Source organism: Microbacterium sp. USTB-Y, assembly GCF_023703415.1.
Lineage (GTDB): Bacteria > Actinomycetota > Actinomycetes > Actinomycetales > Microbacteriaceae > Microbacterium.
The window spans coordinates 523932-547050 of record NZ_JAGMTU010000001.1 but is presented as its reverse complement, the minus strand read 5'-3'; the positions used below and the strand labels follow the sequence as shown (position 1 = coordinate 547050).

Annotated in this window: 23 protein-coding genes; 10 read left to right on the top strand and 13 right to left on the bottom strand. The window is 72.4% G+C overall.

Annotated features, from left to right (window positions below):
* Positions 1-67: 67 nt before the first annotated feature.
* From J8G10_RS02460 to J8G10_RS02450, 3 genes are all read right to left on the bottom strand, one after another.
* Positions 68-1180, bottom strand: a complete 1113-nt coding sequence (locus J8G10_RS02460) for an acyl-CoA desaturase (protein ID WP_251438950.1) — start codon at positions 1178-1180, stop codon at positions 68-70.
* Positions 1181-1310: 130 nt separating this feature from the next.
* Complete coding sequence (locus J8G10_RS02455; RefSeq protein WP_251439378.1) at positions 1311-2054, bottom strand: cation transporter; 744 nt, start codon at positions 2052-2054, stop codon at positions 1311-1313.
* Positions 2051-2410 carry a metalloregulator ArsR/SmtB family transcription factor gene (locus tag J8G10_RS02450; RefSeq protein WP_251438948.1) on the bottom strand — a complete coding sequence of 120 codons (360 nt, stop codon included), beginning with the start codon at positions 2408-2410 and terminating at the stop codon, positions 2051-2053. The genes J8G10_RS02455 and J8G10_RS02450 overlap by 4 nt, the downstream gene beginning before the upstream one ends.
* 205 nt (positions 2411-2615) lie before the next feature.
* Between J8G10_RS02450 and J8G10_RS02445 the strand changes: the two genes are divergently transcribed.
* Entirely contained in the window at positions 2616-3884 is a 1269-nt protein-coding gene (locus J8G10_RS02445; RefSeq protein ID WP_251438946.1) for an ammonium transporter, read from the top strand.
* A 5-nt stretch (positions 3885-3889) separates the two neighbouring features.
* Complete coding sequence (locus tag J8G10_RS02440) at positions 3890-4492, top strand: hypothetical protein (protein WP_251438945.1); 603 nt, start codon at positions 3890-3892, stop codon at positions 4490-4492.
* A 45-nt stretch (positions 4493-4537) separates the two neighbouring features.
* Here J8G10_RS02440 and J8G10_RS02435 read toward each other — a convergent pair whose 3' ends face one another.
* Positions 4538-5482 (bottom strand): endonuclease/exonuclease/phosphatase family protein, encoded by a 945-nt coding sequence (locus J8G10_RS02435; protein WP_251438943.1) that lies wholly within the window; start codon positions 5480-5482, stop codon positions 4538-4540.
* A gap of 107 nt (positions 5483-5589) precedes the next feature.
* On the opposite strand from J8G10_RS02435, the gene J8G10_RS02430 reads away from it, so the two are divergent.
* Complete coding sequence (locus J8G10_RS02430; RefSeq protein WP_251438941.1) at positions 5590-6345, top strand: AAA family ATPase; 756 nt, start codon at positions 5590-5592, stop codon at positions 6343-6345.
* A 252-nt stretch (positions 6346-6597) separates the two neighbouring features.
* Here J8G10_RS02430 and J8G10_RS02425 read toward each other — a convergent pair whose 3' ends face one another.
* Both J8G10_RS02425 and J8G10_RS02420 read right to left on the bottom strand, forming a co-directional pair.
* Entirely contained in the window at positions 6598-7509 is a 912-nt protein-coding gene (locus tag J8G10_RS02425) for a sigma factor-like helix-turn-helix DNA-binding protein (protein ID WP_251438939.1), read from the bottom strand.
* A 34-nt stretch (positions 7510-7543) separates the two neighbouring features.
* On the bottom strand, positions 7544-8002 hold the full coding sequence (locus J8G10_RS02420; protein ID WP_251438937.1) for a carboxymuconolactone decarboxylase family protein: 459 nt from the start codon (positions 8000-8002) through the stop codon (positions 7544-7546).
* Positions 8003-8349: 347 nt separating this feature from the next.
* Here J8G10_RS02420 and J8G10_RS02415 point away from each other — a divergent pair, with 347 nt between their 5' ends.
* Positions 8350-8865 (top strand): methylated-DNA--[protein]-cysteine S-methyltransferase, encoded by a 516-nt coding sequence (locus J8G10_RS02415; RefSeq protein ID WP_251438935.1) that lies wholly within the window; start codon positions 8350-8352, stop codon positions 8863-8865.
* A gap of 227 nt (positions 8866-9092) precedes the next feature.
* On the opposite strand, the gene J8G10_RS02410 is transcribed toward J8G10_RS02415, so the two are convergent.
* Positions 9093-10637, bottom strand: a complete 1545-nt coding sequence (locus J8G10_RS02410; protein ID WP_251438933.1) for a CitMHS family transporter — start codon at positions 10635-10637, stop codon at positions 9093-9095.
* A 147-nt stretch (positions 10638-10784) separates the two neighbouring features.
* Here J8G10_RS02410 and J8G10_RS02405 point away from each other — a divergent pair, with 147 nt between their 5' ends.
* Positions 10785-12500 carry a sensor histidine kinase gene (locus J8G10_RS02405; RefSeq protein ID WP_251438931.1) on the top strand — a complete coding sequence of 572 codons (1716 nt, stop codon included), beginning with the start codon at positions 10785-10787 and terminating at the stop codon, positions 12498-12500.
* Entirely contained in the window at positions 12497-13150 is a 654-nt protein-coding gene (locus J8G10_RS02400) for a response regulator (protein WP_251438929.1), read from the top strand. The genes J8G10_RS02405 and J8G10_RS02400 overlap by 4 nt, the downstream gene beginning before the upstream one ends.
* Positions 13151-13223: 73 nt before the next feature.
* Here J8G10_RS02400 and J8G10_RS02395 read toward each other — a convergent pair whose 3' ends face one another.
* Complete coding sequence (locus J8G10_RS02395; RefSeq protein WP_251438928.1) at positions 13224-13991, bottom strand: SDR family NAD(P)-dependent oxidoreductase; 768 nt, start codon at positions 13989-13991, stop codon at positions 13224-13226.
* A 132-nt stretch (positions 13992-14123) separates the two neighbouring features.
* Here J8G10_RS02395 and J8G10_RS02390 point away from each other — a divergent pair, with 132 nt between their 5' ends.
* Both J8G10_RS02390 and J8G10_RS02385 read left to right on the top strand, forming a co-directional pair.
* Positions 14124-15455 carry a M20/M25/M40 family metallo-hydrolase gene (locus tag J8G10_RS02390; RefSeq protein ID WP_251438927.1) on the top strand — a complete coding sequence of 444 codons (1332 nt, stop codon included), beginning with the start codon at positions 14124-14126 and terminating at the stop codon, positions 15453-15455.
* A gap of 85 nt (positions 15456-15540) precedes the next feature.
* Positions 15541-17010, top strand: a complete 1470-nt coding sequence (locus tag J8G10_RS02385) for an MFS transporter (RefSeq protein WP_251438926.1) — start codon at positions 15541-15543, stop codon at positions 17008-17010.
* A gap of 120 nt (positions 17011-17130) precedes the next feature.
* On the opposite strand, the gene J8G10_RS02380 is transcribed toward J8G10_RS02385, so the two are convergent.
* Positions 17131-19299 (bottom strand): efflux RND transporter permease subunit, encoded by a 2169-nt coding sequence (locus tag J8G10_RS02380; RefSeq protein ID WP_251438925.1) that lies wholly within the window; start codon positions 19297-19299, stop codon positions 17131-17133.
* Between the two features lie 95 nt (positions 19300-19394).
* On the opposite strand from J8G10_RS02380, the gene J8G10_RS02375 reads away from it, so the two are divergent.
* Positions 19395-20024: a MarR family winged helix-turn-helix transcriptional regulator gene (locus J8G10_RS02375; protein ID WP_251438924.1), complete on the top strand. Its 630-nt coding sequence runs from the start codon at positions 19395-19397 to the stop codon at positions 20022-20024.
* A 35-nt stretch (positions 20025-20059) separates the two neighbouring features.
* Here the strand turns inward: J8G10_RS02375 and J8G10_RS02370 are convergent, their stop codons facing one another.
* From J8G10_RS02370 to J8G10_RS02360, 3 genes are all read right to left on the bottom strand, one after another.
* Complete coding sequence (locus J8G10_RS02370; RefSeq protein ID WP_251438923.1) at positions 20060-20476, bottom strand: VOC family protein; 417 nt, start codon at positions 20474-20476, stop codon at positions 20060-20062.
* A gap of 233 nt (positions 20477-20709) precedes the next feature.
* The gene (locus tag J8G10_RS02365; protein WP_251438922.1) at positions 20710-21117 is read right to left on the bottom strand and encodes a VOC family protein; all 408 of its coding nucleotides are present in this window, start codon (positions 21115-21117) and stop codon (positions 20710-20712) included.
* A 213-nt stretch (positions 21118-21330) separates the two neighbouring features.
* A complete protein-coding gene (locus J8G10_RS02360; RefSeq protein ID WP_251438921.1) occupies positions 21331-21747 on the bottom strand; it encodes a VOC family protein in 417 nt (138 codons plus the stop codon).
* An 87-nt stretch (positions 21748-21834) separates the two neighbouring features.
* On the opposite strand from J8G10_RS02360, the gene J8G10_RS02355 reads away from it, so the two are divergent.
* Positions 21835-22245 carry a Rid family hydrolase gene (locus J8G10_RS02355; RefSeq protein WP_251438920.1) on the top strand — a complete coding sequence of 137 codons (411 nt, stop codon included), beginning with the start codon at positions 21835-21837 and terminating at the stop codon, positions 22243-22245.
* 39 nt (positions 22246-22284) lie between these two features.
* Here the strand turns inward: J8G10_RS02355 and J8G10_RS02350 are convergent, their stop codons facing one another.
* Complete coding sequence (locus tag J8G10_RS02350; RefSeq protein WP_251438913.1) at positions 22285-23052, bottom strand: siderophore-interacting protein; 768 nt, start codon at positions 23050-23052, stop codon at positions 22285-22287.
* Between the last annotated feature and the right edge of the window lie 67 nt (positions 23053-23119).

Sequence of the window (23119 nt, the reverse complement as noted above, 5' to 3'; positions counted from 1 at the left end):
GCCCTCATCCTGTCAGGCTCGCGTGCGGCGCCGGGGGCTCGCCCGAGCGGACGCGGCCTGACGCTGCTCAGGCCCGCCGGTACGCCGAGGCCATCGGGCAGTCGAACGGATCCCGCGCGGCCAGGCCCACCCGGTTCAGGTAGTCGATGACGATCGCGTAGGAGCGCCAGAGCGAGGTCTCGGTGTAGGGCACGTCGTGCGTGGCGCAGTAGTCGCGGACGATCTCGCGGGCCCGGCCCAGGTGCAGCCGCGACATGTTCGGGAAGAGGTGGTGCTCGACCTGGTGGTTCAGACCGCCCATCAGCACGGTCGCCCACCAGCCGCCGCGGATGTTGCGCGACGTGCGCACCTGCTTGCTGAAGAAATCCAGCCGTGCGTCCGGCGCGATCACGGCCATCCCCTTGTGGTTGGGGGCGAACGACGCCCCCATGTAGACGCCGAAGACCGCCAGCATCACTCCGAGGAAGGCGAACGCCATGCCGAGCGGGAGCAGCAGGAAGATCGGGGTCAGCACCAGCGCGAAGCGCGCGGCGACCATGCCGATCTCCGCCCAGCGGGCCTTCACCGGTCCGCGGCCGACGAGGTGCCGGAAGCTGAGGACGTGGAGGTTCAGGCCCTCCAGGGTCAGCAGCGGGAAGAAGAGCCAGCCCTGCCGCAGCGTGATCAGCCGTCGGAGCCCGCGGGCCTGGACCGCGTCCTCCTCCAGGAAGGAGATCGTGTCGACCTCGATGTCGGGATCCTTGCCGACCCGGTTCGGGTTGGCGTGATGCCGGCTGTGCTTGGAGTCCCACCAGGAGTAGCTCATGCCGACGACCGCGGCCAGCACGCGTGCCAGCCGGTCGTTCGCGGGCCCGGTGGAGAGGATCTGCCGATGCGCGGCCTCGTGCGCGAGGAAGGCGACCTGGGTGAACAGGATCCCGAGCGCTGCGGCCATGAGCAGCTGGAACCAGCTGTCGCCGAGCAGCACGAATCCGGTGGCGACCCCGGCGAAGGCGACCGTGATCGCGGCCCCGACCATCGCATAGAACCAGGGCGTCCGCCGCAGCAGGCCGGTCTCCCGCACCACCTGGGACACCTCGACGAAGGCGCGGGCGACCGGAGGGAAATCCCCCTGCCTGGCGTACGTCTGCCGGACGGGGCCGAGGCGGGAGGAGGGAGTGCCGACGGATGCGAGGGTCATGCGCGCCTAACGGGTCTCGGCCGGAGCCGGGGGGCGGAAGCCAAGGGCGGGCGCCGATCGCTGGTGCTCACGCTACGCGGGGGCATATGCGTCATGGCGCATGGGTCGCGGCGCAGGCTGCGGGCATTCCTCAGTCGCGCGGGCGCCCGGGTGGCAGGGTGAGCCCCACGGACCCTTTCGGGGCGGATCCGGCGGGACGCGCACAGCAGCCGTCGTCGCACGGCTCGGGATCCCGCTCGCCGGTCAGCGCGGACAGGGGCGTCGCGCAGCAGGCGTCGCCGCGCCACGCCTCGATGCCCTCGCGCACGGCGAAGCCCGCGATCACGAGCGCGGCGACGGAGTCCGCCCAGGCCCAGCCGAGCAGGCTGTTCAGGAGCAGCCCGGCCAGGAGTGCGGCGGACAGGTACGAGCAGATCAGCGTCTGCTTCGAGTCGGCGATCGCGGACGCGGATCCCAGCTCGCGCCCGGTGCGTCGCTCGAACCAGCTGAGGAAAGGCATCACCACCAGGCTGAGGGCGGCGAGCGCGATGCCGATCGGCGAGTGCGCGGCCTCCCGGAGCCCGAACAGGGAGAGCCCGGCATCCACGACCACGTACGCGGCGAGGCCGAAGAAGGAGATCGCGATGATCCGCAGGGCGGCCTTCTCGCGCCTCTGCGGATCCGGCGCGGCGAACTGCCAGGCCACCGCGGCGGCGGAGAGCACCTCGACGATCGAGTCCAGCCCGAACCCGATCAGCGCCGCGGAGGACGCCGCGCCTCCGGCCGCCAAGGCGATGACCGCCTCGACGACGTTCCAGGTGATGGTGATCGCGACCACGATCCGGATGCGCCGGCGCAGCACCGCGACACGGCCGGGCGCGACCGCGAGCGTCATGAGGCGGAGCCCGTCGCGCAGCAGCCGGGGACGGTGCAGGCCGGATCGAGACACGGCACGTCCTCGTCGACGGCGAGCGTGGTCTCCACCAGCGCGGTGAGCGCGGCGGCGAGATGCGGGTCGGCGATCTCGTAGCGCGTCCGGCGTCCCTCCGGCTCGGCGACGACGATGCCGCAGCCGCGCAGGCACGACAGGTGGTTCGACACGTTCGTGCGGGTGAGGTCGAGATCCCGCGCGAGCTGCGCGGGGTAGCCGGCCGCCTCGAGGAGCGAGAGGAGGATCCGGGAGCGCGTGGGGTCGGCCAGGGCCCGGCCGAGCCGGTTCATGACGTCCACTCGAGTCGCGATGGTCAGCACATGCTGACTATACAGCGAACGCTGACCAATCTTGTCCGCGGTCCTTACGCGGCGCACCGGGGGGCGGGATTTACCGCATGTTCACAGCGGGCGCGCCCGGCGAAACGCCCCGGAAACATAGCGCGCGTCGGCCCGAAACGCGCCGGTGGGAGTCTGACTCCACCCGACGCTGCAGGAGCGTTCTCACTGAGAGAGGAGCGGACCCATGGATCAGGGGAATACCGCCTTCGTTTTGATCTGTGCAGCCCTCGTGCTGCTCATGACGCCAGGTCTGGCGTTCTTCTACGGCGGCCTCGTCAAGGCCAAGAGCGTCATCAGCATGATGATGCTGAGCTTCGGTGCGATCGGCCTCATCGGCGTGCTGTGGGTCATCTACGGCTACGCGATCGCCTTCCCCGGCAACCACGGCACGGTCGCGCCGTGGGCCATCGACTGGTCGTCGATCGGGCTCTCCAACCTGCTCGAGGTCCCCAAGGACGCCGCCTACCCGCCGCTCGCGTTCGTCGCCTTCCAGGCCACCTTCGCGATCATCACGGTCGCCCTCATCTCCGGCGCCATCGCCGACCGCGCGAAGTTCGGATCCTGGATGGTCTTCGCCGCCATCTGGGCGACCGTCGTCTACTTCCCCGTCGCGAGCTGGGTCTTCAACTTCGGCCTCAACAAGGACGGCTCCTTCGCCTACGGCGGCTGGGTCACGCACGGCCTGCAGGACATGCTGGGGGTCGGTGCGATCGACTTCGCGGGCGGTACCGCGGTGCACATCAACGCGGGAGCCGCAGCCCTCGCCCTCGCTCTCGTGCTCGGCAAGCGCCTCGGCTTCCAGAAGGGCGCCGACGTGCCCCACAACCCGCCGTTCGTGCTGCTGGGCGCGGGCCTGCTGTGGTTCGGCTGGTTCGGGTTCAACGCCGGCTCCGAGCTCGCCGCCGACGGCACGGCCGCCGTCGCCTTCGTGAACACGATCGCCGCCCCCGCCGCCGCGCTGCTGAGCTGGCTGCTGATGGAGAAGATCCGCAACGGCAAGCCGACCTCGGTCGGGGCCGCCTCCGGTGCGGTCGCCGGCCTCGTCGCCATCACGCCGGCCTGCGCATCGCTGACGCCGATCTGGGCGGTCGTGCTCGGACTCCTCGCGGGCGTCGTCTGCCAGCTCGCGATCGATCTGAAGTTCAAGCTCGGCTTCGACGACTCCCTCGACGTGGTCGGCATCCATCTCGTCGGCGGCATCATCGGCACGCTCTACCTCGGCGTCTTCGCCAACGGCACGGGACTCATCTACAGCGGCAGCTTCGCGCAGCTCGCGGCGCAGGCGCTCGCGGCCGGCGCGGTGCTGGTGTACTCCTTCGTCCTGGCCTACGGCATCGGGTTCGTGATCGAGAAGACCCTCGGCTTCCGTGTGAAGGACGAGGACGAGATCGCGGGCCTCGACACCGTGGTGCACGGCGAAGAGGGCTACGTCCTCACCGGCGCGAAGGCCTGAACCCGGTGGCTGCGACGACCTTCGCTCCGGGGCCGGCCCCGACCAGGCTCACGCGCCTGCGGGACCTGCCCCGGCGAGGGCTCGTCGCGGGCGGCGGGCACGTGCGCGAGATCTGCGGCACCTGGGGCGCCAACGGCGAGCTGCACTGGATGCTGCAGCTCGTCGAGCTGCGCGGACCGGAAGGGATCCTGCACCTGCCGCCGGATGCGGCGCATGTGCTGGCCGGAATCGGCGGGCCGCAGGTCGGGATCGGGCCGGGAGCCGCCGTGGGCCTCCGCAAGGAGCGGGTGATGCACTACGCCGGGGCCTTCCTCGAGCTGCACCGCCCCCGGCTGCGCGCGGCGGAGCTCAGCCGCGTGCTGGTGCTGTCCTCGGTGCCGGCGCGCGCGACTCCGTCGCTGGTGTTCTCCGATCTGCACGGCACGACCCCGTTGCCCGCCGACGTGCGCGCGCTGGTCGTGCGATCGGGAAGGGTGAGCGCAGGAGGCAGCACCGCGACGGCGATGGAGGCGCTGGTGCTGCCGGATGAGACGAGGGGCGACGGCGCGGTCGTCCCCGGACCCGGGGCCGTCGCCGACGACGCCCGGGTCCTCCTGGTCGTCGGCTGACGGCCGCGGGCGGATCCGATCCCTGCGGATCCGCCCGCGAGGCGATCAGCCCCGCAACGCGGCGATGATGGCGAGGTGGTCGCTGCGTCCGGCCGTGGTGGTCTTCGCCGCCGCCTCGGCGAAGCCGCGCTGGAAGACGTGGTCGATCCGCACGGCGGGGAACGAGGCGGGCCAGGTGAACGACGGCGCGAGACCGCCGAAGCGCGCCTCGCCGAGTTCGCGGGAGATCGACGCGAGTGCCGGATCCGTCGAGACGGCGTTGAAGTCGCCGAGCGCGACGACGCGCGGGGTGCGGTCATCGCGGATCCGCTCGCCCAGCGCGGACAGCATGCCGTCGCGTGCGCTCTGCGCGCCGGGGCGCAGCGATGCGGCGTGCACGACGTAGACGCTCACCGGTCCGCTCGGCGCTTCCACGGTCACCCGCAGGGCCCGCTTCCACCCCAGCCCGAGGTCGAGCGCCTCCTGATCGACGATCGGGTACCTGCTCCACACGCCCACGGTGCCCACGCGGTACGCGTGCGGGTAGGCGTCGGCGAGCTCGTCCGCGATCGCCGCACCCGAGTCGGCGTCCAGCTCGGTGAACGCGAGGAGCTGCGCCCCGTCGGCGGCCAGTGTCCGCGCCGAGGCCGCCCCGGTGCCGGATCCGGCCTCGACGTTCTGCGTGGCGACGAGCAGTCCGTCTCCCGCTCCGGGGCCGCCCTGCCAGGGCACGGGCAGGAACCCCCACAGTGCGACGGTCCAGGCCACGACCGGGACCGCGGCGATCCAGGCGGTCCGCGGACGCACGAGCAGCGCGCCGACCACCAGAGGGACGAGCGCGAACCCGAGCCAGGGGAGCACGACGGCGATCGCGGTGCCGAGCGGGCCGGGGACCGCGCCGAGCAGCACGATCGCCACCAGCGCGACGGCGGTCACCAGCAGCGCGACGATCGCGCCCCGGCGGGGTGCGGTGCGCCGGGCCCGGACCGGATCCCTCGTCGCCTGGCTCATGGAACCATCCTTCCGGCATCGATCTGGGGATCGGCTGACGGCGCCGATGCCGCGGTGTCGGCGGGCGCACGCAGAATGGATCCGACCCCGATCGTGCGAGGAGCGTCATGGATCCGTTCTGGAACGCGGGCAGCCGGCGACGCCGGCAGCAGCCGGTCGTCGCCGTGCACCCGGCGGACGACGCCCCGGGGCTGGGCGGGGACTGGCCGCGGAACATCCCCGCCGTCGCCCAGGTGCTGCGGGACGGCATCGAGCTGGATCCCGGCATCACGTTCCTCGTGGGCGAGAACGGCAGCGGCAAATCGACCATCGTGGAGGGCATCGCGATCGCGTACGGGCTGTCGCCCGAGGGCGGATCCCGGCAGGCGCGGCATCGCACCCGGCCCACGGAGTCGCCGCTGTCGGACTGGCTCCGGATCCAGCGCGGCGTCGGAGCCGACCGGTGGGGCTTCTTCCTGCGCGCCGAGACGATGCACTCCTTCTACACCTACCTCGAGGAGAACCCGTCGACGGGTCTGCCCGACGTGCCGTTCCACGAGATGAGCCACGGCGAGTCGTTCCTCGCGCTGCTCGGATCCCGGTTCAAGGACCCGGGGTTCTACTGCCTCGACGAACCCGAGGCGGCGCTCTCGTTCTCGTCGACGCTGAGCCTCATCGCCGTGCTGCGCCGCATCGCCGACGAGGGCGGTCAGGTGCTCTGCGCCACGCACTCGCCCGTGCTCGCCGCGCTTCCCGGGGCCACGATCCTCGAGGTCGGCGCGTGGGGCCTCCGCCCGGCGGCCTGGGAGGATCTGGAGCTCGTGCAGCACTGGCGCTCGTTCCTCGACGCGCCTGCGCGGTACACCCGGCACCTGCTCGACTGAGCGGGTGCCGCCGGGGCTGGGGGGCGGGCTCCGCCAGGGGCTGGGCGGCTCGTTCTCTCGCCGCGTGTGACGATCAGCACAGGGTGTGACGATCGGCACACGTGTTGACCTGGATCCGTGTGCTGATCGGCGCGAGGTGTGCTGATCGTCACAGCCGAGCCGAGCCGAGCCGAGCCGAGCCGAGCCGAGCCGAACCGGCACCGGGGGTCGGCGGCCGGACGCGGCGGTGTCCGGGAGGGGCGCCGGGCGCGGTCAGAACGCCCGGGTGAGCTTCTCCGGGTTGCACACCTGGCGGAGCCCGTGGATGAGTCCGTCGTCGCCGAACTCGAGCGTGAGCACGTCGGTGCGGTCGGGGCGCAGGAACGCGATCGCCGGCTCGCCGTTGACGTCGAGCCGCTGCACGGAGAAGGGCAGCGCGGGGTCGGCGATCGCCTTCTGCAGCACGCCGACGAGGAAGCGCCGCACATGATCGGCGCCGAAGATCGGGTTGCGTGCGGCGCTGACCCTGCCGCCCCCGTCGTTCCAGAGGATCGCGTCGTCCGCGAGCAGGGCGAGCACCCCCGAGACGTCGCCGTGCTCGACGGCGACGAGCAGCGCGCCGAGGGCCGCGGGATCCGCCGCGCGGGTCGTCGCCGGGTCGTCCGCAAGGCGCAGCCGGCGCTCGCCGCGCGAGATGAGCTGCCGCACCGCGGCCGGCGTCCGCTCCAGGATCCGCCCGATCTCCCCGGCCGTCATGCCGAACGCGCGGTGCAGGACGACGGCCGCACGCGCGTCGGGCGCCAGTTGCTCCGCCATGTGCAGCAGGGCGAGGGAGAGCAGTTCCCGGTCGGCGACCGCGTCCTCGGGCAGCCGCGAGGTCGCGACGGGCTCCGGCAGCCACGGGCCGACGTACTCCTCCCGCACGGCGGCGAGGGCGCGCACCCGATCGATCGAGCGCCGCACGCACACGGTCGTGAGCCACGCGGGCCACGACCGCACGCGTCCTGCGGACCCGGATCCGGAGGGCTCGGATCCCTCGCTGCGCTCCTGCTGCAGGGCCTCGATCGCGACTTCGGACACGACGTCCTCGGCGTGACCGTAGTCGCCGAGCATGCGGTAGGCGATGCCGATCAGGCGCCCCCGCTCGGCCTGCCACGCGCGGGTGGCGGGCGAGATGAGGGTCATGCGCTCACGGTACCGTCCTGGCGTCGCACCGCGCTCACACGATCGGGTGCTTGCCGTCGATCGGCGGCGCCATGCGGGTGGCGATCGCGACGCGGTTCCACACGTTGATCGTGCAGATCGCCAGCACGAGGGCGCCGAGCTCGCCCTCGTCGAAGTGCTGCGCCGCCGTATCCCAGATCTCGTCCGTCACGGTGTCGGGTCCGAGCCGCGTGACCGCGTCGGTCAGCGCGAGCGCGGCGAGCTCCTTCTCCTCGAAGAAGCCCTGGGCGTGCTGCCAGGCGCCCACCGCGTGCAGGGTGCGCTGCGGGATCCCGCGCCTGGCGCCCTCGGTCGCGTGCATGTCGACGCAGAACCCGCATCCGTTGAGGATCGAGGCGCGCAGCTTGATCAGCTCGTACAGCCGGGGCTCCACGCTCTTGCGGGAGTACGCCTCCAGTCCGAGCACCGCGGCGTAGCCGAGCTTGTTGGTGCGGCCCATGTCGATCCTGGTCATCGTCGTTCCTCTCGTCGCCGGCGCCGGCGACGGATCTCGTCGCCAGGCGTGCGGCTCTCATCAGGGATGTCGGATCCGGGCGCGGAAGTGTGACAGGGGTCGCTGACCGCCGTGGATCCGGGCCGGGCGGATCCGGGCCGGGCGGATCCGGGCCGGGCTGATCCGGGTCCCGGCGACGATCCGCGGGCCGTCACGATCAGCACACGGTGCGACGATCAGCACACGCGTTGACGGGGATCCGTGTGCCGACCGTCACGGCGTGTGCTGATCGTCACATCCCGGGGCGAGGCAGCCGGGACCGGGCGGATCCGCGCCGTGGTGTCGGGGCCCGGGCGTACGATCGCCGGGTGAGCTTCTCCGGTTCGATCGCGACGCCCGTGGGGCTGCTCGAGGTGCACAGCGACGGCATCGCGGTGCGGCGGGTGACGTGGCCGCGCCCGGGGTACGGAGCGCCCGCGGCTGCCGGTGCGACCGGGGGAGCGGCGCGGGATCCGCTGCTCGCCGAGGCGCTCGCCCAGCTCGAGGCGTACTTCGCCGGCGCGCTCTCGGCCTTCGACGTGCCGTTCGATCTCGGGGCGCAGCCCGACGTCACGAACGCGGTGCTGCACGCGCTGTACGACGGCGTCCGGCATGGCGAGACCGTCACCTACGGCGAGCTCGCCGAGCGCAGCGGCACCTCCGTTCCCGCGCGCGCGATCGGATCCATCATGGGGGCCAACCCGATCCCGATCATCGTGCCCTGTCACCGCGTGGTCGCGAGCGACGGACTCGGCGGCTACTCCGGCGGGACCCCGGGCGAGGGGCTGCGCACGAAGCGCTGGCTGCTGGAGCACGAGGGGGCGCTGCCGCAGGCGCTGTTCTGAGACCGGCGTCCTGTGCCCGGGCACGTCGCACTCCCCGGCTGCCACGGCGGCGCCGGATTCGTCCCCGGCGGACCGGATCCCCGTCCGGGCCGTGACGATCAGCACACGATGCGACGATCAGCACACGGATTCTTCGGATCCGTGTGCTGATCGTCACGGGCTGTGCTGATCGTCGCAGCCTGGGCGTCAGTGCGGGTGTCAGCGCAGGGCGTCCCGGCCGGAGGAGCTCACTGTGCGACGAAGAACGGGATCGCGCCGGTGAGGATCCCGACGGCGAGCATCACGAGCGAGACCACGAGAGCGCGCCACAGCACCTTGCGGTGGTGGTCGCCCAGGTTCACGCTCGCGAGCGACACGAGCAGCAGGATCGCGGGAACGAGCGGGCTCTGCAGGTGCACGGGCTGGCCGGTGATCGACGCGCGGGCCATCTCGACCGGGTCGATGCCGAAGTGCGCGGCGCTCTGCGACAGCACCGGCAGGATCCCGAAGTAGAACGCGTCGTTCGACATGAAGAACGTGAACGGGATCGACAGGACGCCCGTGATCGGCGCGAGGAACGGGCCGAGCGACGACGGCAGCACGTTCGTGATCCAGTTCGCCATCGCGTCGACCATGCCGGTGCCGGTCAGGACGCCGACGAGCACGCCGGCCGCGATCACCATCGACACCACGCCGACGATGCTCGGCGCATGGGCGACGATCTCGGACGCCTGGTCCTTGAGCTTGCGGAAGTTCACGAGCAGCGCCACCGCGGCGCCGACCATGAACACGTAGGGCAGCGGCATGATGTCGATCACGAGGAGCACCATGACGGCGACGGTGAGCACCAGGTTGAACCAGATCAGGCGCGGCCGCAGGGTCGCGCGGTTCGGGTCGAGCATGGTGTCCGCCATCGCCGTGTCGGCCGGGTCGACGCCCACCGCGGCGACCGGTCCGTGGCCGCCGGCGACGGTGACGATGTTGCCGGTGCGCAGCGACGCACGGGCGCCCGGCTTGGCGTCGGCGCCCCGGAAGATGGCCGGCACGGCGGCGAGCAGTCCGCCGTCGGCGGTGCCGGTCAGGCGGCTCTCGTCGAGAGCGCCGAGGCGGCGCCGCTCCTGCAGGCCGAGCATCCAGGCGAACCCGAGCGCGACGACCAGTCCCACGCCCAGCGAGGGGAGCATCGGCACGAACACGTCGGTCGGCTGCAGCCCCAGCGCCGTGGCCGCGCGCACCGTGGGACCGCCCCACGGCACGATGTTGAGCGTGCCGTTCATGAGGCCCGCGACGCAGGTGAGCACCACGGGGCTCATGCCCAGGCGCAGGTAGATCGGCAGCATCGCCGAGGTCGTGATGATGAAGGTCGTGGATCCGTCTCCGTCCAGCGACACGGCGCCGGCGAGCAGCGCCGTGCCGATGACGACCTTGGCCGGGTCGTCGCCCAGCACGCGGGTGATCACCCGGATGAGCGGGTCGAACAGGCCGACGTCGATCATGATGCCGAAGAACATGATCGCGAACATCAGCAGCGCCGCGGTCGGGGCCATCTTGCCGATCGAGTCGAGGATCATGTCGCCGAGTCCCAGCCCTGCGCCGGCGAAGAGCCCGAACACCGTGGGCACGAGGATGAGCGCGACCATGGGGGTGAGGCGCTTGGTCATGATCAGGGTCATGAAGACCAGCACCATCGTGAAGCCGAGGATCACGAGCACCCATTCCGGGGGCGCGAACGCGATGTCGTAGGAGGGCTTGTCGTCGGCCGCGGCGAGCAGGCCGGTGAGAACCGTGGTCATGAGGTGACTCCTTCGTCATCCGTCTGTCGTCGTCGACGGACTCCGCCGAGACTAGGGAGGGCGCGCGCAGCGGATCCGATATCCCGCATTCCCGTGCGTTGTGCGCGTAGCGTGACTTCTGCGCATATTGCTCAACGAGGAGGACGGATGCCCCGCCGACGCCGGATGCGGTTCGCCACGCGGACGCTGCTGCTGCAGTTCGCGACGGTCGTCCTCGTCGTGGCGCTGTGCACCGGCGTCTATCTGGTCCTGGCCGCCCAGCAGCTGCGCGCCGAAGCCGAGTCCTCCGCGCTGGGGATCGCCCGCACCCTGGCCGAGGACCCGGAGATCCGCACGGCCGTCGAGACCGCATCCGACGACCCGGGCACCCCGCGGGCCGAAGAGCTGCGGGACGGCTCCCTGCAGCGCATCGCGACCGCCACGGCCGCCCGCACCGGAGCGCTGTTCGTCGTCATCGCCGACGATCACGGGATCCGGCTCGCGCACCCGGATCCGGCTCGCCTGGGCGAAGAGGTGAGCACGCCGTTCCAGCGGGTGCTGGCGGGGCACGAGGTGGTCGAATGGGACACCGGCACCCTCGGCGAATCGGCGCGCGCCAAGGTCCCGGTGCGCGACGCCGCCGGAACGCCGGTCGGAGAGGTCAGCGTCGGCTTCGCGCGCGCGGGGGTGTTCGACGACCTGCCGCCGCTGCTCGCGGTCATCGGCCTGGCGGCGGCCGGGTCTCTGCTGCTCGCGGGGATCGGTGCGCTGCTGCTGCGCCGGCGGTGGGAGCGGCTCACCCTCGGGGTGCAGCCGGAGGAGCTCGTCGCCCTCGTCCAGAACCAGACGGCGGTGCTGAACGGGGTGGACGACGGCGTGCTCGCGATCGACGCCGAGGGGATCGTGCGGGTGTGCAACGCCGCCGCCGAGCGCCTCCTCGCGGTCCGGCAGGCGGTCGGCCGCCCTCTGGCCGGGATCGGGCTGCCCGATGCGGTGCGCGACGCCGTCTCGGGCGGACGCGCGCTGTCGGAGGCGGTGCTCGGCGACCGGGTGCTCTACCTCGACACGCGGCCCGTGGAGCGGGACGGCCGGCCCCTCGGCACGGTGGCGGTGATCCGCGACCGCACCGAGCTCGTCGCGCTGTCGGAGCGGCTGGAGACCGTGCGGACCATGACGGCCGCGCTGCGCGTGCAGCGGCACGAGTTCGCGAACCGGATCCACGTCGCCGCGGGACTGCTCGACGCCGCCCGCGTGCAGGAGGCGCGCGACTTCCTCGCCGAGCTCGCCGAGCGCGGTTCCGTCGACTTCCCCGTCCCCGGCATCGCCCGGCTCCGGGATCCCTTCCTGCGGTCGTTCCTCGGGGCGAAGGCGCTCGAGGCGAGCGAGCGCGGGGTGACGCTGCGCATCGCGGAGGACACCCAGCTGCTCGGGGCGGTGGGCGAGGCCGAGGACGTCGCGGCGGTGCTCGGCAACCTCGTGGACAACGCCGTGGGCGCCGCGGTCGCGGGCGTCGCCCCGCGCTGGGTCGAGGTCGGCGCGTTCGACGATCGCGACGCGCTCGTCGTCACCGTGGCCGATTCCGGAGCCGGCCTCGACGGCCGGACCGAGGCCGGATCCGCGGACGGGAACCGGGCGGGCACGGCGGGCTCTGCTGACGCCGATGGCGTGCCCGACGAGGCCGGCCCGGTGCACGGGCACGGCCTGGGCCTGCCGCTGTCGCGGGAGATCGCACGGCGCGGAGGCGGCGACCTGTGGGTCATCGACCGCGGCGGCGACGACCACGGCGCGGTCTTCGCGGCGCGGCTCGTCGGCGTCGTCGCCGCACCCGGCACCGCGCCGCACGACCGGGCGGAGACCGGCCGGCCCCAGGAGGAGGACAGATGACGGACCCCATCCGCACGCTCGTGCTCGACGACGACTTCCGCGTCGGCCGGCTGCATCAGGCGATCGTCGAGGAGCACGCCGGCTACCTGGCGCTGGAGCCGGTGCGCACGATCGCCGAGGCCAGGGCGGCCGTCCGCGATCTCGCACCGGATCTGATCCTCGCGGACGTGTACCTGCCCGACGGCGACGGGATCGGGCTCGTCCGCGAGGCGGGGGTCGACGCGATCCACATCTCCGCCGCCGACGACGCGGCCACCGTGCGGCGCGCGCTGCGCTCGGGTGCGCACGCCTATCTGATCAAGCCGTTCGAGCGGCGCACCCTGGCCGCCGCGCTGGACCGCTACGCGCGCTACCGCAACCTGCTCGCGGGTGACCGCGCGGTGCAGCAGAAGGAGCTGGACCGCGCGCTCGCGATCCTGCACGGGTCGGCGGACCAGGTCTCGACCTCGCGCTCGGCGACCGAGCAGCTCGTGCTCGCGGCGCTCGGGGAGGACGAGGCGTCGGCGGCCGAGATCGGCGAGCGCGTCGGGATCTCGCGGGCGACGGCGCAGCGGCACCTCGCGGCGCTCGCCGAGCGCGACGCCGTCGAGGTGCGGCTCCGCTATGGCGCCGCCGGGCGCCCGGAGCACCGCTATACGGTGCGGCGCTGAGCGGCACGGCACGGCACGGCAGGGCATCCGGTAGCGGGCACGGCTCCGCTGCGGCCGGTCGCGAGCCGGTGGGTCAGCCGCGGCCGAAGAGCGCGCCGCCGTTCACCTGCAGGATCTGGCCCGTGGTCCAGCCTCCCTCGGGGCCGGCGAGGTACGAGACCGCCCCCGCGACCTCGTCGGGCGTGCCGGCGCGGTTCATCGGCACCTGGGCCAGCCGGGACGCGACGATGTCCGGTGTGCGCCGGCCGTCCCAGAAGCCGGTGTCGGGCACGTAGCCCGGCGCCACGGCGTTCACCGTGACGCCCTCGGGGGCGAGGTCGGCGGCGAGGCCCATCATCCAGCCGTGGATCGCCGCCTTGGCCGCGCCGTAGCCGTTCGCGCCGCGCAGCGCGGCGATCGAGCTGATCGAGATGATGCGTCCGCCCGGACGGACGAGGCGTGGCAGCAGGGCCTCGGTGAGCAGCACCGCGGTCAGCACGTTCAGCCGCAGGTTCGCCTCGTAGTTCGCGGCGATGCCGGCGAGCCCCTCGCCGCGATCCAGGACGTTGCCGCCGGCGTTGTTGAGCAGCACGGCGACGGATCCCTCGACCTCGGCCGCGGCCCGCTCGACCTGGGCGGGATCCTGCAGATCGGCCGCGATCGTCCGCACGGCGGCTGCCGGCGTCTGCTCGCGGATCCGTGCGGACGCGGCGTCGAGCACGGCGGTGCGGCGCCCGATCAGCGTCAGGTCGAAGCCGTCCCGGGCCAGCCGCAGCGCCGAGGCGAGGCCGATGCCGGTACCGCCTCCGCTGACGACGGCGAGCGGACGGGGGGATCCGGGGAACGACGACGGGGTGCTCATGGATCCAGCCTAGGTCGCCGACCCGCGACCGGTCCGGTCCGGACCCTGCGGGCGGGGAGGGCTCTGCCGTCAGTCCGCCCCGCGCAGCCGGCTCCCCGTGACGGGGCGCTCGCCGCGGATAGCATGGCCACGATGAACGACGTGCCCCCGATCGCCGCGCGGCTGAGCCGGATGATCCAGCTGCCGACCGTGTCCGCCGAGCTGAAGACGCGCGGAACCGCGCCGTTCGAGGACTTCGTGGCCCTCCTCGCCGAGCTCTATCCCCGCGTGCACTCCGACCTCGTGCTCGAGCGGCACACCGAGTTCGGACTGCTCTACCGCTGGGCCGGACGCCGGGAGGCGGTCGACGGACCGCTCGTGCTCATGGCGCACTACGACGTCGTCCCCGTGGACGAGTCCGATGACTGGACCCATCCGCCGTTCGCCGGGGTGATCGAGAACGGATCCGTCTACGGGCGCGGCGCGCTCGATGACAAGGGCCCGCTCGTCGTCATCCTGGACGCGGTGGAGAACCTCCTCGCCGAGGGGTTCGTCCCGGCCCGCGACGTGTACCTGTCCTTCGGGGGCAACGAGGAGACCTACGGGTCCGCGGCCATCGCCATCGCCGCCGCGTTCCAGGAGCGCGGCATCGTGCCATGGCTGGTCGTGGACGAGGGCGGTGCGGTCGTGGACGCCCCGCTGCCGTTCGTTCCGGGCCGGGCCGCGATGATCGGCGTGGGGGAGAAGGGCGTCATGACGGTGCGCCTGACGGCGCGCGGCGACGGCGGGCACGCCTCCGCCCCGCCGAACCGCACCGCGGTGCGCCGCATCGCGCGGGCGGTGGAGCGGCTCGGGCCCGGCACGTTCCGTCCCCGCACGCCGCAGGCCGTCTCCCGCATGCTCACGCAGCTCGCGGGCTCCGCCACCGGGCCCGCGCGGCTGCTGCTGCGCGTCCTCGGTGCGCTCCCGCCGCTGTCGGCGCGCGTGTTCGCCGCGCTGGGCGGCGAGGCGGCGGCCCTCGTGCGCACGACCGTGGCGCCCACGATGCAGTCCGGCGGCACGGCGGCGAACGTGCTGCCGTCGCAGGCGACGGCGACGGTGAATCTGCGCATCGCCCTCGGCGAGACGGTGCAGAGCGCGGCGGCGCGGGTGCGCCGGCGCATCGCGGATCCGCGGGTCTCGGTCGAGGTGCTCGAGGGCAGCGACCCCTCGCCCGAATCACCCACGGACAACGCGCCGTTCGCGCTGCTCGCCGACGCGCTCGCCGTCTCGCACCCCGGCGTGCCCGCTGTGCCGTACGTGATGATGGCGGCGACCGACTCCCGTCACTTCCACCGCTTCGCGCCGGCCGTCTACCGGTTCGCCCCGCTGGAGATGTCGAACGCGCAGCGCGCCGCGATCCACGGCGTCGACGAGAGCGTCGAGATCGCGGCGCTCGAGCGCGGGGAGCGGTTCCACCGGGCGCTCATCGAGCGGTTACAGTGAGCTGACCCGTTCGCGGTCGCCGCGCCCGCCGAGGCGACCGTGTCAGCTCCCGCCACCCCGGCGTGAGACCCCTGAAGGAGCCGCGATGTCGCGCACCGTCACCGGAGCGGCCCTGGCCGCCGTCGTCGGATTCCTCGCCTTCGTCGAGTTCACCAGCGGCGTGCTGCAGGGCTACTACACGCCCATGCTGACCGACATCGCGCGGCATCTGCAGATCCACGACGCCGACGTGAACTGGTTCGAGGGCGCGCAGCTGATGCTGTCCGCCCTCGTGGTGCCCTCCTTCGCGAAGCTCGGCGACATGTTCGGCCGCAAGCGCATGCTGCTCGTCTCCACGGCGATCACGGCGGTCGCGGCGTTCGTGCTGCCGTTCACGAGCACCTTCGGCGTCTACCTCGTCGCCTGGGCGTTCATGGGTTTCTACGTGGTCTGGCTGCCGCTCGAGATCGCGCTCATCTGGTCGCGCGCACGGCGCAGCGAGGGCAGCTCGGCGATCACGGCGAAGGCGGCGGGGATCCTCGTCGCCTCCCTCGAGGGCGGGGCGATCATCGGCGCGCTGGCGGGCGGGGCGCTCGTCGACAAGTTGCCGCTGCCGGTCGTGCTGCTGGTGCCCGCGTTCCTCATCGCCGCCTGCTTCTTCGTCATCCTGTTCGGGGTGAAGGAATCGCCCGAGAAGACCGGGGGAGTGTTCGACACGGTCGGGCTCGTGCTCATCTCCCTCGCGCTCATCGGCCTCACCGGCGGGCTCAGCCTGCTGCGGCTGCCCGGCGGCGTCGCGAACCCGCTGTCCTGGATCGTCATCGTCGTCGGTCTCGCCCTCGTCGTGCCGTTCGCCCTCTGGGAGCTGCGGCAGTCGGATCCGCTCATCGACGTGCGGATGTTCCGCAGCCCGGCGCTCGGACCGGTGTTCCTCACGGCGGGCCTCTTCGGCGTCAGCGTGCTCGGCGCGCAGGCCCCGCTGTCGACGTTCGCCCGCACGGATCCGAGCGCCTACGGCTACGGCCTCGGCACCACCGGCTTCCAGACCTCGCTCATCATCGGGCTCTACCTCATCGCGATGATCGGGGGCGCGCTGCTGTTCCCCGTCGTGGCCCGCCTCGCCACTCCCCGGATCACCCTGATCGGCGCCTCGCTGCTGGTGGCGATCGGGTTCCTGCTGTTCCTGCCGTTCCACGGCGCCTACCTGCAGGTCGTCGCGAACATGATGATCGCCGGGATCGGATCCGGAGCCCTCGTGGCCGCCCTGCCCGCCGCGGCGGCCTCGGCTGCCCCGCACACGCAGACCGGTGTCGCGACCGGGCTCACCAACTCCGTGAAGACCGTGGGCGGCGCGATCGCATCGTGCGTGTTCGGCATCGCGCTGATGCACGCGGTCGCCGGCGGCGCGGGAGGCGGCGAAGGCACCGCGGGATCGTTCTCCGGCTACGTCACCGTCTGGATCGTGTGCGGCGTGACGGCGCTCGCCGCGGCGGTGCTGCTGCTGTTCGTGCCGAAGCAGGCCTTCACGGACCGCGCCGGCCAGCCCCAGGACGACGCGGGGGTGGCCGCAGGCTGACGCCCCGGGGTCGTTGAGCGAGGACGCCGTAGGCGACCGAGACGAAACGCGGTTCCTCGACGATCGCCGCGTTTCGTCTCGCGCGCTTCGCGTGCTCGCTCAACGACCCCGAGGGAGGTCCTAGCGGTCGCCGCGGGACAGCCGCGACGGCCACCACACGGCCCGGCCGACATCGTGCACGAGGGCGGGCACGAGCAGCGAGCGCACCACGAAGGTGTCCAGCAGCACGCCGAACGCGACGATGAAGGCGAGCTGGGCGAGGAACAGGATCGGGATCACCGCGAGCGCCGCGAACGTCGTCGCGAGCACGAGCCCCGCCGAGGTGATCACCCCGCCGGTGATCGCGAGTCCGCGCCGCACGCCCTCCCGGGTGCCGTGCGTGCGGGACTCCTCGCGCACCCTCGTCATGAGGAAGATGTTGTAGTCGATCCCGAGCGCGACGAGGAAGACGAAGCCGTAGAGCGGAACGGCCGGATCCGCGCCGGGGAAGTGGAAGATCCCGTTGAACACGAGCGCGGACACGCCCATCGCGGTGCCGAAGGAGAGCACGGTGGTGACGATCAGCAGCACCGGGGCGACGATCGCGCGCAGCAGCAGCATCAGGATCAGCATGATCACGACGAGGATCACCGGGATGATCAGCGTGCGGTCCCGCAGGGAGGCGTCGTCGGTGTCCACGGCCGTCGCGGTCACTCCGCCGACCAGGGCGCCCGTGCCGTCGAGCGAGGAGCGCAGCCGCCGCACGGTGTCCTCCGCGGTGGCGGAGTCCGCGGCCGCGGTGAGCGTGCCCTGCAGCAGCACGTCCCCGTCGATCACCGTCGGGTCAGGCGCCGGAGTGCCCGGCCTCCCCACCGGCTGGATGCCGTCCGCGGTCACCGGCGCGGTGCCGCTCACCGAGTCCTTCGCGGTCACGGTGACGCCGTCGATGCCCTTGTCGGCGAGCAGCACGTCCGCCGTGCGCTGCAGAGAGTCCTTCGCGACGAGGACCTGGACGGGACTGCCGGATCCGCCGGGGAAGTGCGCACCCAGCGCCTTCTGCCCGTCGCGCGCCTGAGAGGAGCCGAGCACGAGGTCGGACTGCGGCACGCCGGAGGCGTCGAGCTGCAGCACGCCGAACGTCCCGATCACGAGCACCAGCGTCGTCGCGATCCAGATGATCCGCGAACGACGGCGGATGAGCTCGGAGAGCCGCGCCCACACGCCACCGGCGGGCAGGCCGTCCTCCGCGGCGACGGCCTCGGGGTCGAAGCGCGGACGACGCGGCCAGAACGCGGCCCGGCCGAACGCCATGAGCAGGGCGGGCAGCAGGGTGAGCGCCGAGAGCATCGCGAACACGATCCCGATCGCCGCGACCGGGCCGAGCGCACTGTTCGACCGGAGGTCGCTCAGCAGCAGGCACAGCAGACCGGCGATCACCGTGCCGCCGGAGGCCAGGATCGGCTCGAACGCCCCCTTCCAGGCCAGGAGCACGGCTCGGCCGCGATCGTGCTCGATCCGCAGCGCCTCGCGGAACCGCGACACGAACAGCAGCGCGTAGTCGGTCGCCGCGCCGATCACGAGGATGAACAGGATTCCCTGGGTCTGCCCGCTGAGCAGCAGCACGCCCCACTTCGCGAGCCACCACACCAGCAGGAGCGCCGTGCACAGGGCGAACATGCTCGTCGCGAGCACGACGACCGGCAGCAGCAGGGAGCGGTAGACGAGCACGAGGATGACCAGCACCGCCGCGAGGGCGACGCCCAGCAGGATCCCGTCGATTCCGGCGAACGCGGCGACGAGGTCGGCGCTGAAGCCGGCGGGCCCGGTCACGTACACCGTCACCCCCGCCGGGGCCGCCTCGTCGAGGTGGGTGCGGATCTCGGACACGACGTCGCCCAGTTCGGCGTCGGAGCGGATCGGCACGAACGCCTGCATCGCCTTCCCGTCCTCGGAGGGGAGGGCGGGGGAGATGTCGTCGCCGACGCCGGCGATGTCCGTCGTGGCCGCCACCGCATCCGACAGCGTCGTGAGCTGCGCGTCGGTGAGCTTCGCGTCCGACACCGCCACGATGATCGCGGGGATCTGGTCGGATCCGGCGAACCGGGTCTGCAGCTCCTGCACCCGTGCGGAGTCGGAGGACGACGGGAGGTAGGCGGTGCGATCGTTCGAGGAGACCTCGTCGACCTTCCCGAACAGCGGGCCGCCGAACGACGCGGCGGCCAGCCAGCCCAGGATGATCAGGGCCGGCAACAGGATCCGCAGCGTTCGGCGGGTGCGCTGCGGGCGGGTGGCGTGCTGCGGGGCGGTCATCGTGGATCCTTCCGTCTCCGGAAGAGTAGATCGAATTCGCTAGCTTGGCAAGTAATACCCCTGGCGTGAAAAGAGATCGACTGTACGATGACGGAATGACCGATCGACGCGACGAAGCCGAGGAGCGCCCGGTCGCGCCCCGCGGCGGAGCGTCGACGGGGGACGGCGTCGAGGTCGCCGCCGTCTACGACATCGAGGCGAGCGACCCGACGGGGATGCTCCTCGATCGCGGTGGCGTCGACGAGAACGCGATTCGTCAGATCACCCGCCTGATGACCGCCCTCGGCGAGCTGCGCGATGCGGAGCAGCGCCTGGCCGAGGCGTCACGCCGGTACATGAGGCTGAACGAGACCGACATGCGGGCGCTGCACTACCTCATCGTGTGCGCGAACACGGGCGCGGTCGCGACGCCGGGCGGCATCGCCCAGCATCTCAGCATCTCGACCGCATCGACGACGAAACTGCTGGATCGGCTCGAGCGGGCGGGGCACGTCACCCGCGCCGCCCACCCGACGGACCGGCGGGCGCTCGCGATCTCGATCGCTCCCGAGACCCAGCGGGCGGCGATGGAGACGGTCGGACGGCAGCAGGCGCGCCGCTTCCACTCCGCGGCGCGCCTGACCGAGGCGGAACGGGACGTCGTCATCCGGTTCCTGCAGGACATGACCCACGAGCTCCGGCTCGACGGCGTCGAGTGGGCGCTCCCGGACGCCGACGACCACTGACCCCGGACGCCGCCGGGGTCGGCGATCGGCGGGGCTCAGGCCTGGCTCTGTCCGGCGGAGAACATCCAGTCGACGCCGAAGCGGTCGGTGAGCATGCCGAACTGGTCGCCCCACGGCGCCGGGCCGAACTCCTGGGTGACGGTCGCCCCGTCTGCGAGCTTGTCCCACGCGGCGCGGATCTCGGCCTCGTCGGTGCCGCTCAGCGAGACGGAGACGCCCTGCGGTGCCTTGTACTCGAAGTGCGCGGGGGTGTCGGACGCCATCAGCACGAGGCCGCCGGGGGTGGTCAGCATCGAGTGCATGACCAGCGCCTGCTCGGCCTCGTCCTGGACCATGCCGGGCATGTCGCCGAAGGTCATCACCTGCAGGTCGCCGCCGAGGGCCTGCTGGTAGAACTCCATCGCGGCACGGGCATCGCCGCGGAACGAGATGTACGGGTTGAGGATGGTCATGGTGGTGCCTCCCTGCTCGGGTCTGCGGCACCGCACCGGCGCCGCACTCAGTCTGAGCCCGACCTCCGACATCGGCAACGGTGTGTCGTGGATCGGCTCTCGCCGAGTCGCCTTCCGGCTCGATCCTTCGAGCGCGGCGGCGGTTCCCTCCGGGCCGGCCGTGGCGGCCTCGCCCGGCTCGAGGCCCGAGGTCCGTCAGGATCCGGGGCCCGAGGCCCGTCAGGATCCGGGGATCAATCCGCGTCCCGCGGCGGGTTGTGCAGGATCTCGAGGCGGATGCCGTTGTCGTCCTCGACGAAGGACGCGTAGTAGCGCGCGGTGAAGCGCGGATACTCCTTGGGCTCCCGCACGGGCGTCCAGCCGGCGCCGAGGGCGATCGCGTGCAGACGGTCGACCTCGGCGCGCGAGTCGACGGCGAACGCGAGGTGCTGCCAGCCGACGCGGCCGTGCTCGTGCGGGCCGTCCGCGTTCTCGCGGGCGGGGTAGAGCAGGATCTCGGGCTGGCCGTCCTGGCGCCAGTAGGCGTGGTCCTCGGCGTCGTACGCCCGGGTGTAGCCCAGGGCGGTCAGCACCGGATGGAACTGCGCCGAGGCGCTGGGGACGTGGTCGACGCTGATGCCGAGGTGATCGAGAGAAGCCATGCCCCCAGCATCGCGGACGCCGCCGACATCGGCCAGCGGCTCGTGCCGCCGAGCCTCACCCGGCTGACGGCACGGGTTGCCGACCACTGCACGGGTTGGCGACGACTGCACGGGTTGGCGACGACTGCACGGGTCGTTCGCGCGAAGAAGCCGTGCATTCGGCAGGATCGGGTGCGTCCGGGGAGCGCCGTGGCCCGCAGCCGAGCATGCCGCTCAGTCTTCGACGGGCTCCCGCGGCGGGTTGTGCACGAACTCGAGCCGGATCCCGTTGTCGTCCTCGACGAACGAGGCGTAGTACCGGTCGGAGAAGCGCGTGAAGACCTTCGGCGCCCGCACCGTCGTCCACCCCGCGCCGACCGCGACCGCGTGCAGCCGCTCCACCTCCGCGCGCGAGTCCACGCCGAACGCGAGGTGCTGCCACCCGATCCGGCCGTACCGATGCGGCTCGCCTCCGGGTTCCGGCGCGCGGTAGAGGATCAGCTCGACGTCGTCCTCGCGGTACCAGGCGATGCCGCCCTCCATCTCGCCGTCCTCCGCGATGCAGCCCAGCGCCGTGAGCACGGGATCCCACTGGGCGAACGCCCGGTCGAGGTCTTCCACGGTGAGGCCGAGGTGATCGATGAGGGGCATGCGTCCAGTCTGCCCGATGCGTTCGGCGCGGCAGGCTGCGGACGCGGTTGCGCACCCGATCCTCCGGGCGTGCGACAGACTGTCGCCATGACCGCCGTCACCCTCGTCCGTGCCGCCGAGCTGTCCGACGTCGCGCAGTACGCGTACGCCGCGACCGCGCCGCAGAACGCGCGGCTGATCTTCCTCGCCGGCGCCTGCCCGATCGAGCAGGACGGCTCCACGGCGGCGGTCGGCGACCATGCCGGCCAGGCGAGGAAGTGCATCGAGAACCTCGAGACCGCGCTCGCCGCGGCCGGAGCGGTGCTCACCGACGTGATCAGCACCCGCGTGCTCGTCGCTTCGACCGACCGCGCGGAGCTGAGGACGGCGTGGGCGGTCGTGCGCGATGCCTTCGGCGCTCACGAGGTGCCGAGCACCCTGATGGGCGTCACTGTGCTGGGCTACGACGACCAGCTCGTCGAGATCGAAGCCGTGGCCGCCGTCGTCGACAGGGCCTGAGTCGCCCGCGGTGCGGATGACGCGGTCCCGAGGCGCGGCTCAGTGCGGGGCGTGGTACTCGGCCTCGCCGCGCTTCCAGTAGCCCTTCACGACGGCCTTGGCCGGGTCCACGCCCCAGCGCTCGAGCAGGGCGCGGCCCGGCTTCACGATCGACGACTCTGCGGCGACGAAGACGAACGGGGCCGTACCCGGGCGGTCCTCCGCGACGAGCGACTCCAGGAACGCGGCGAGCGCGGTGCCGGCGGGGGCGCTGCCCCGATGGATCCACTCGACGGGCACGGCGGCGTCGAGCGCGAGCTCGTGCTCGGGCCCGCGCACCTCGATCGCGATGCGGGCCGGGGCGCCGGCGGGGATCCGCGCGGCGAATCGTCGGATCGCGGGGATCGCGGTCTCGTCGCCGGCGAGCAGCCAGCCGTCGGGCTCGCCCTCCAGGACCATCGAGCCACGGGGTCCGCCGACCCCGACGGTCGAGCCCAGGGGAGCGTTCGCCGCCCAGGGGGCGGCGATGCCCTGATCGCCGTGCACGGCGAACTCGACATCGAGCCAGTCCTCGCCCCAGACGAGCGGCGTGTACTCGCGGCTCGGCGCGGCGCGCAGCTCCTCGACCGAGTCGGCCGGGCGATCGGCGAAGAACAGTCGCATGTGGTCGTCCGCGCCCAGCGAATCGAAGCCGGCGAGGTCGGATCCGGTGAGGCGCACGCGCACGAAATCGGGGGCGATCCACTCGCGGGAGGCGAGGGTCAGGGTGCGGAAGCGCAGTTCGAGGGGGCGACGCTCCAGGGCGAAGCCGGATTTCGCGTTGGTCATAAGGTAAGGCTAACCTGTGTGAGACCTCAGGTTGAAGTTAGGTAAACCTAACCTTTCTCCCCGGGTC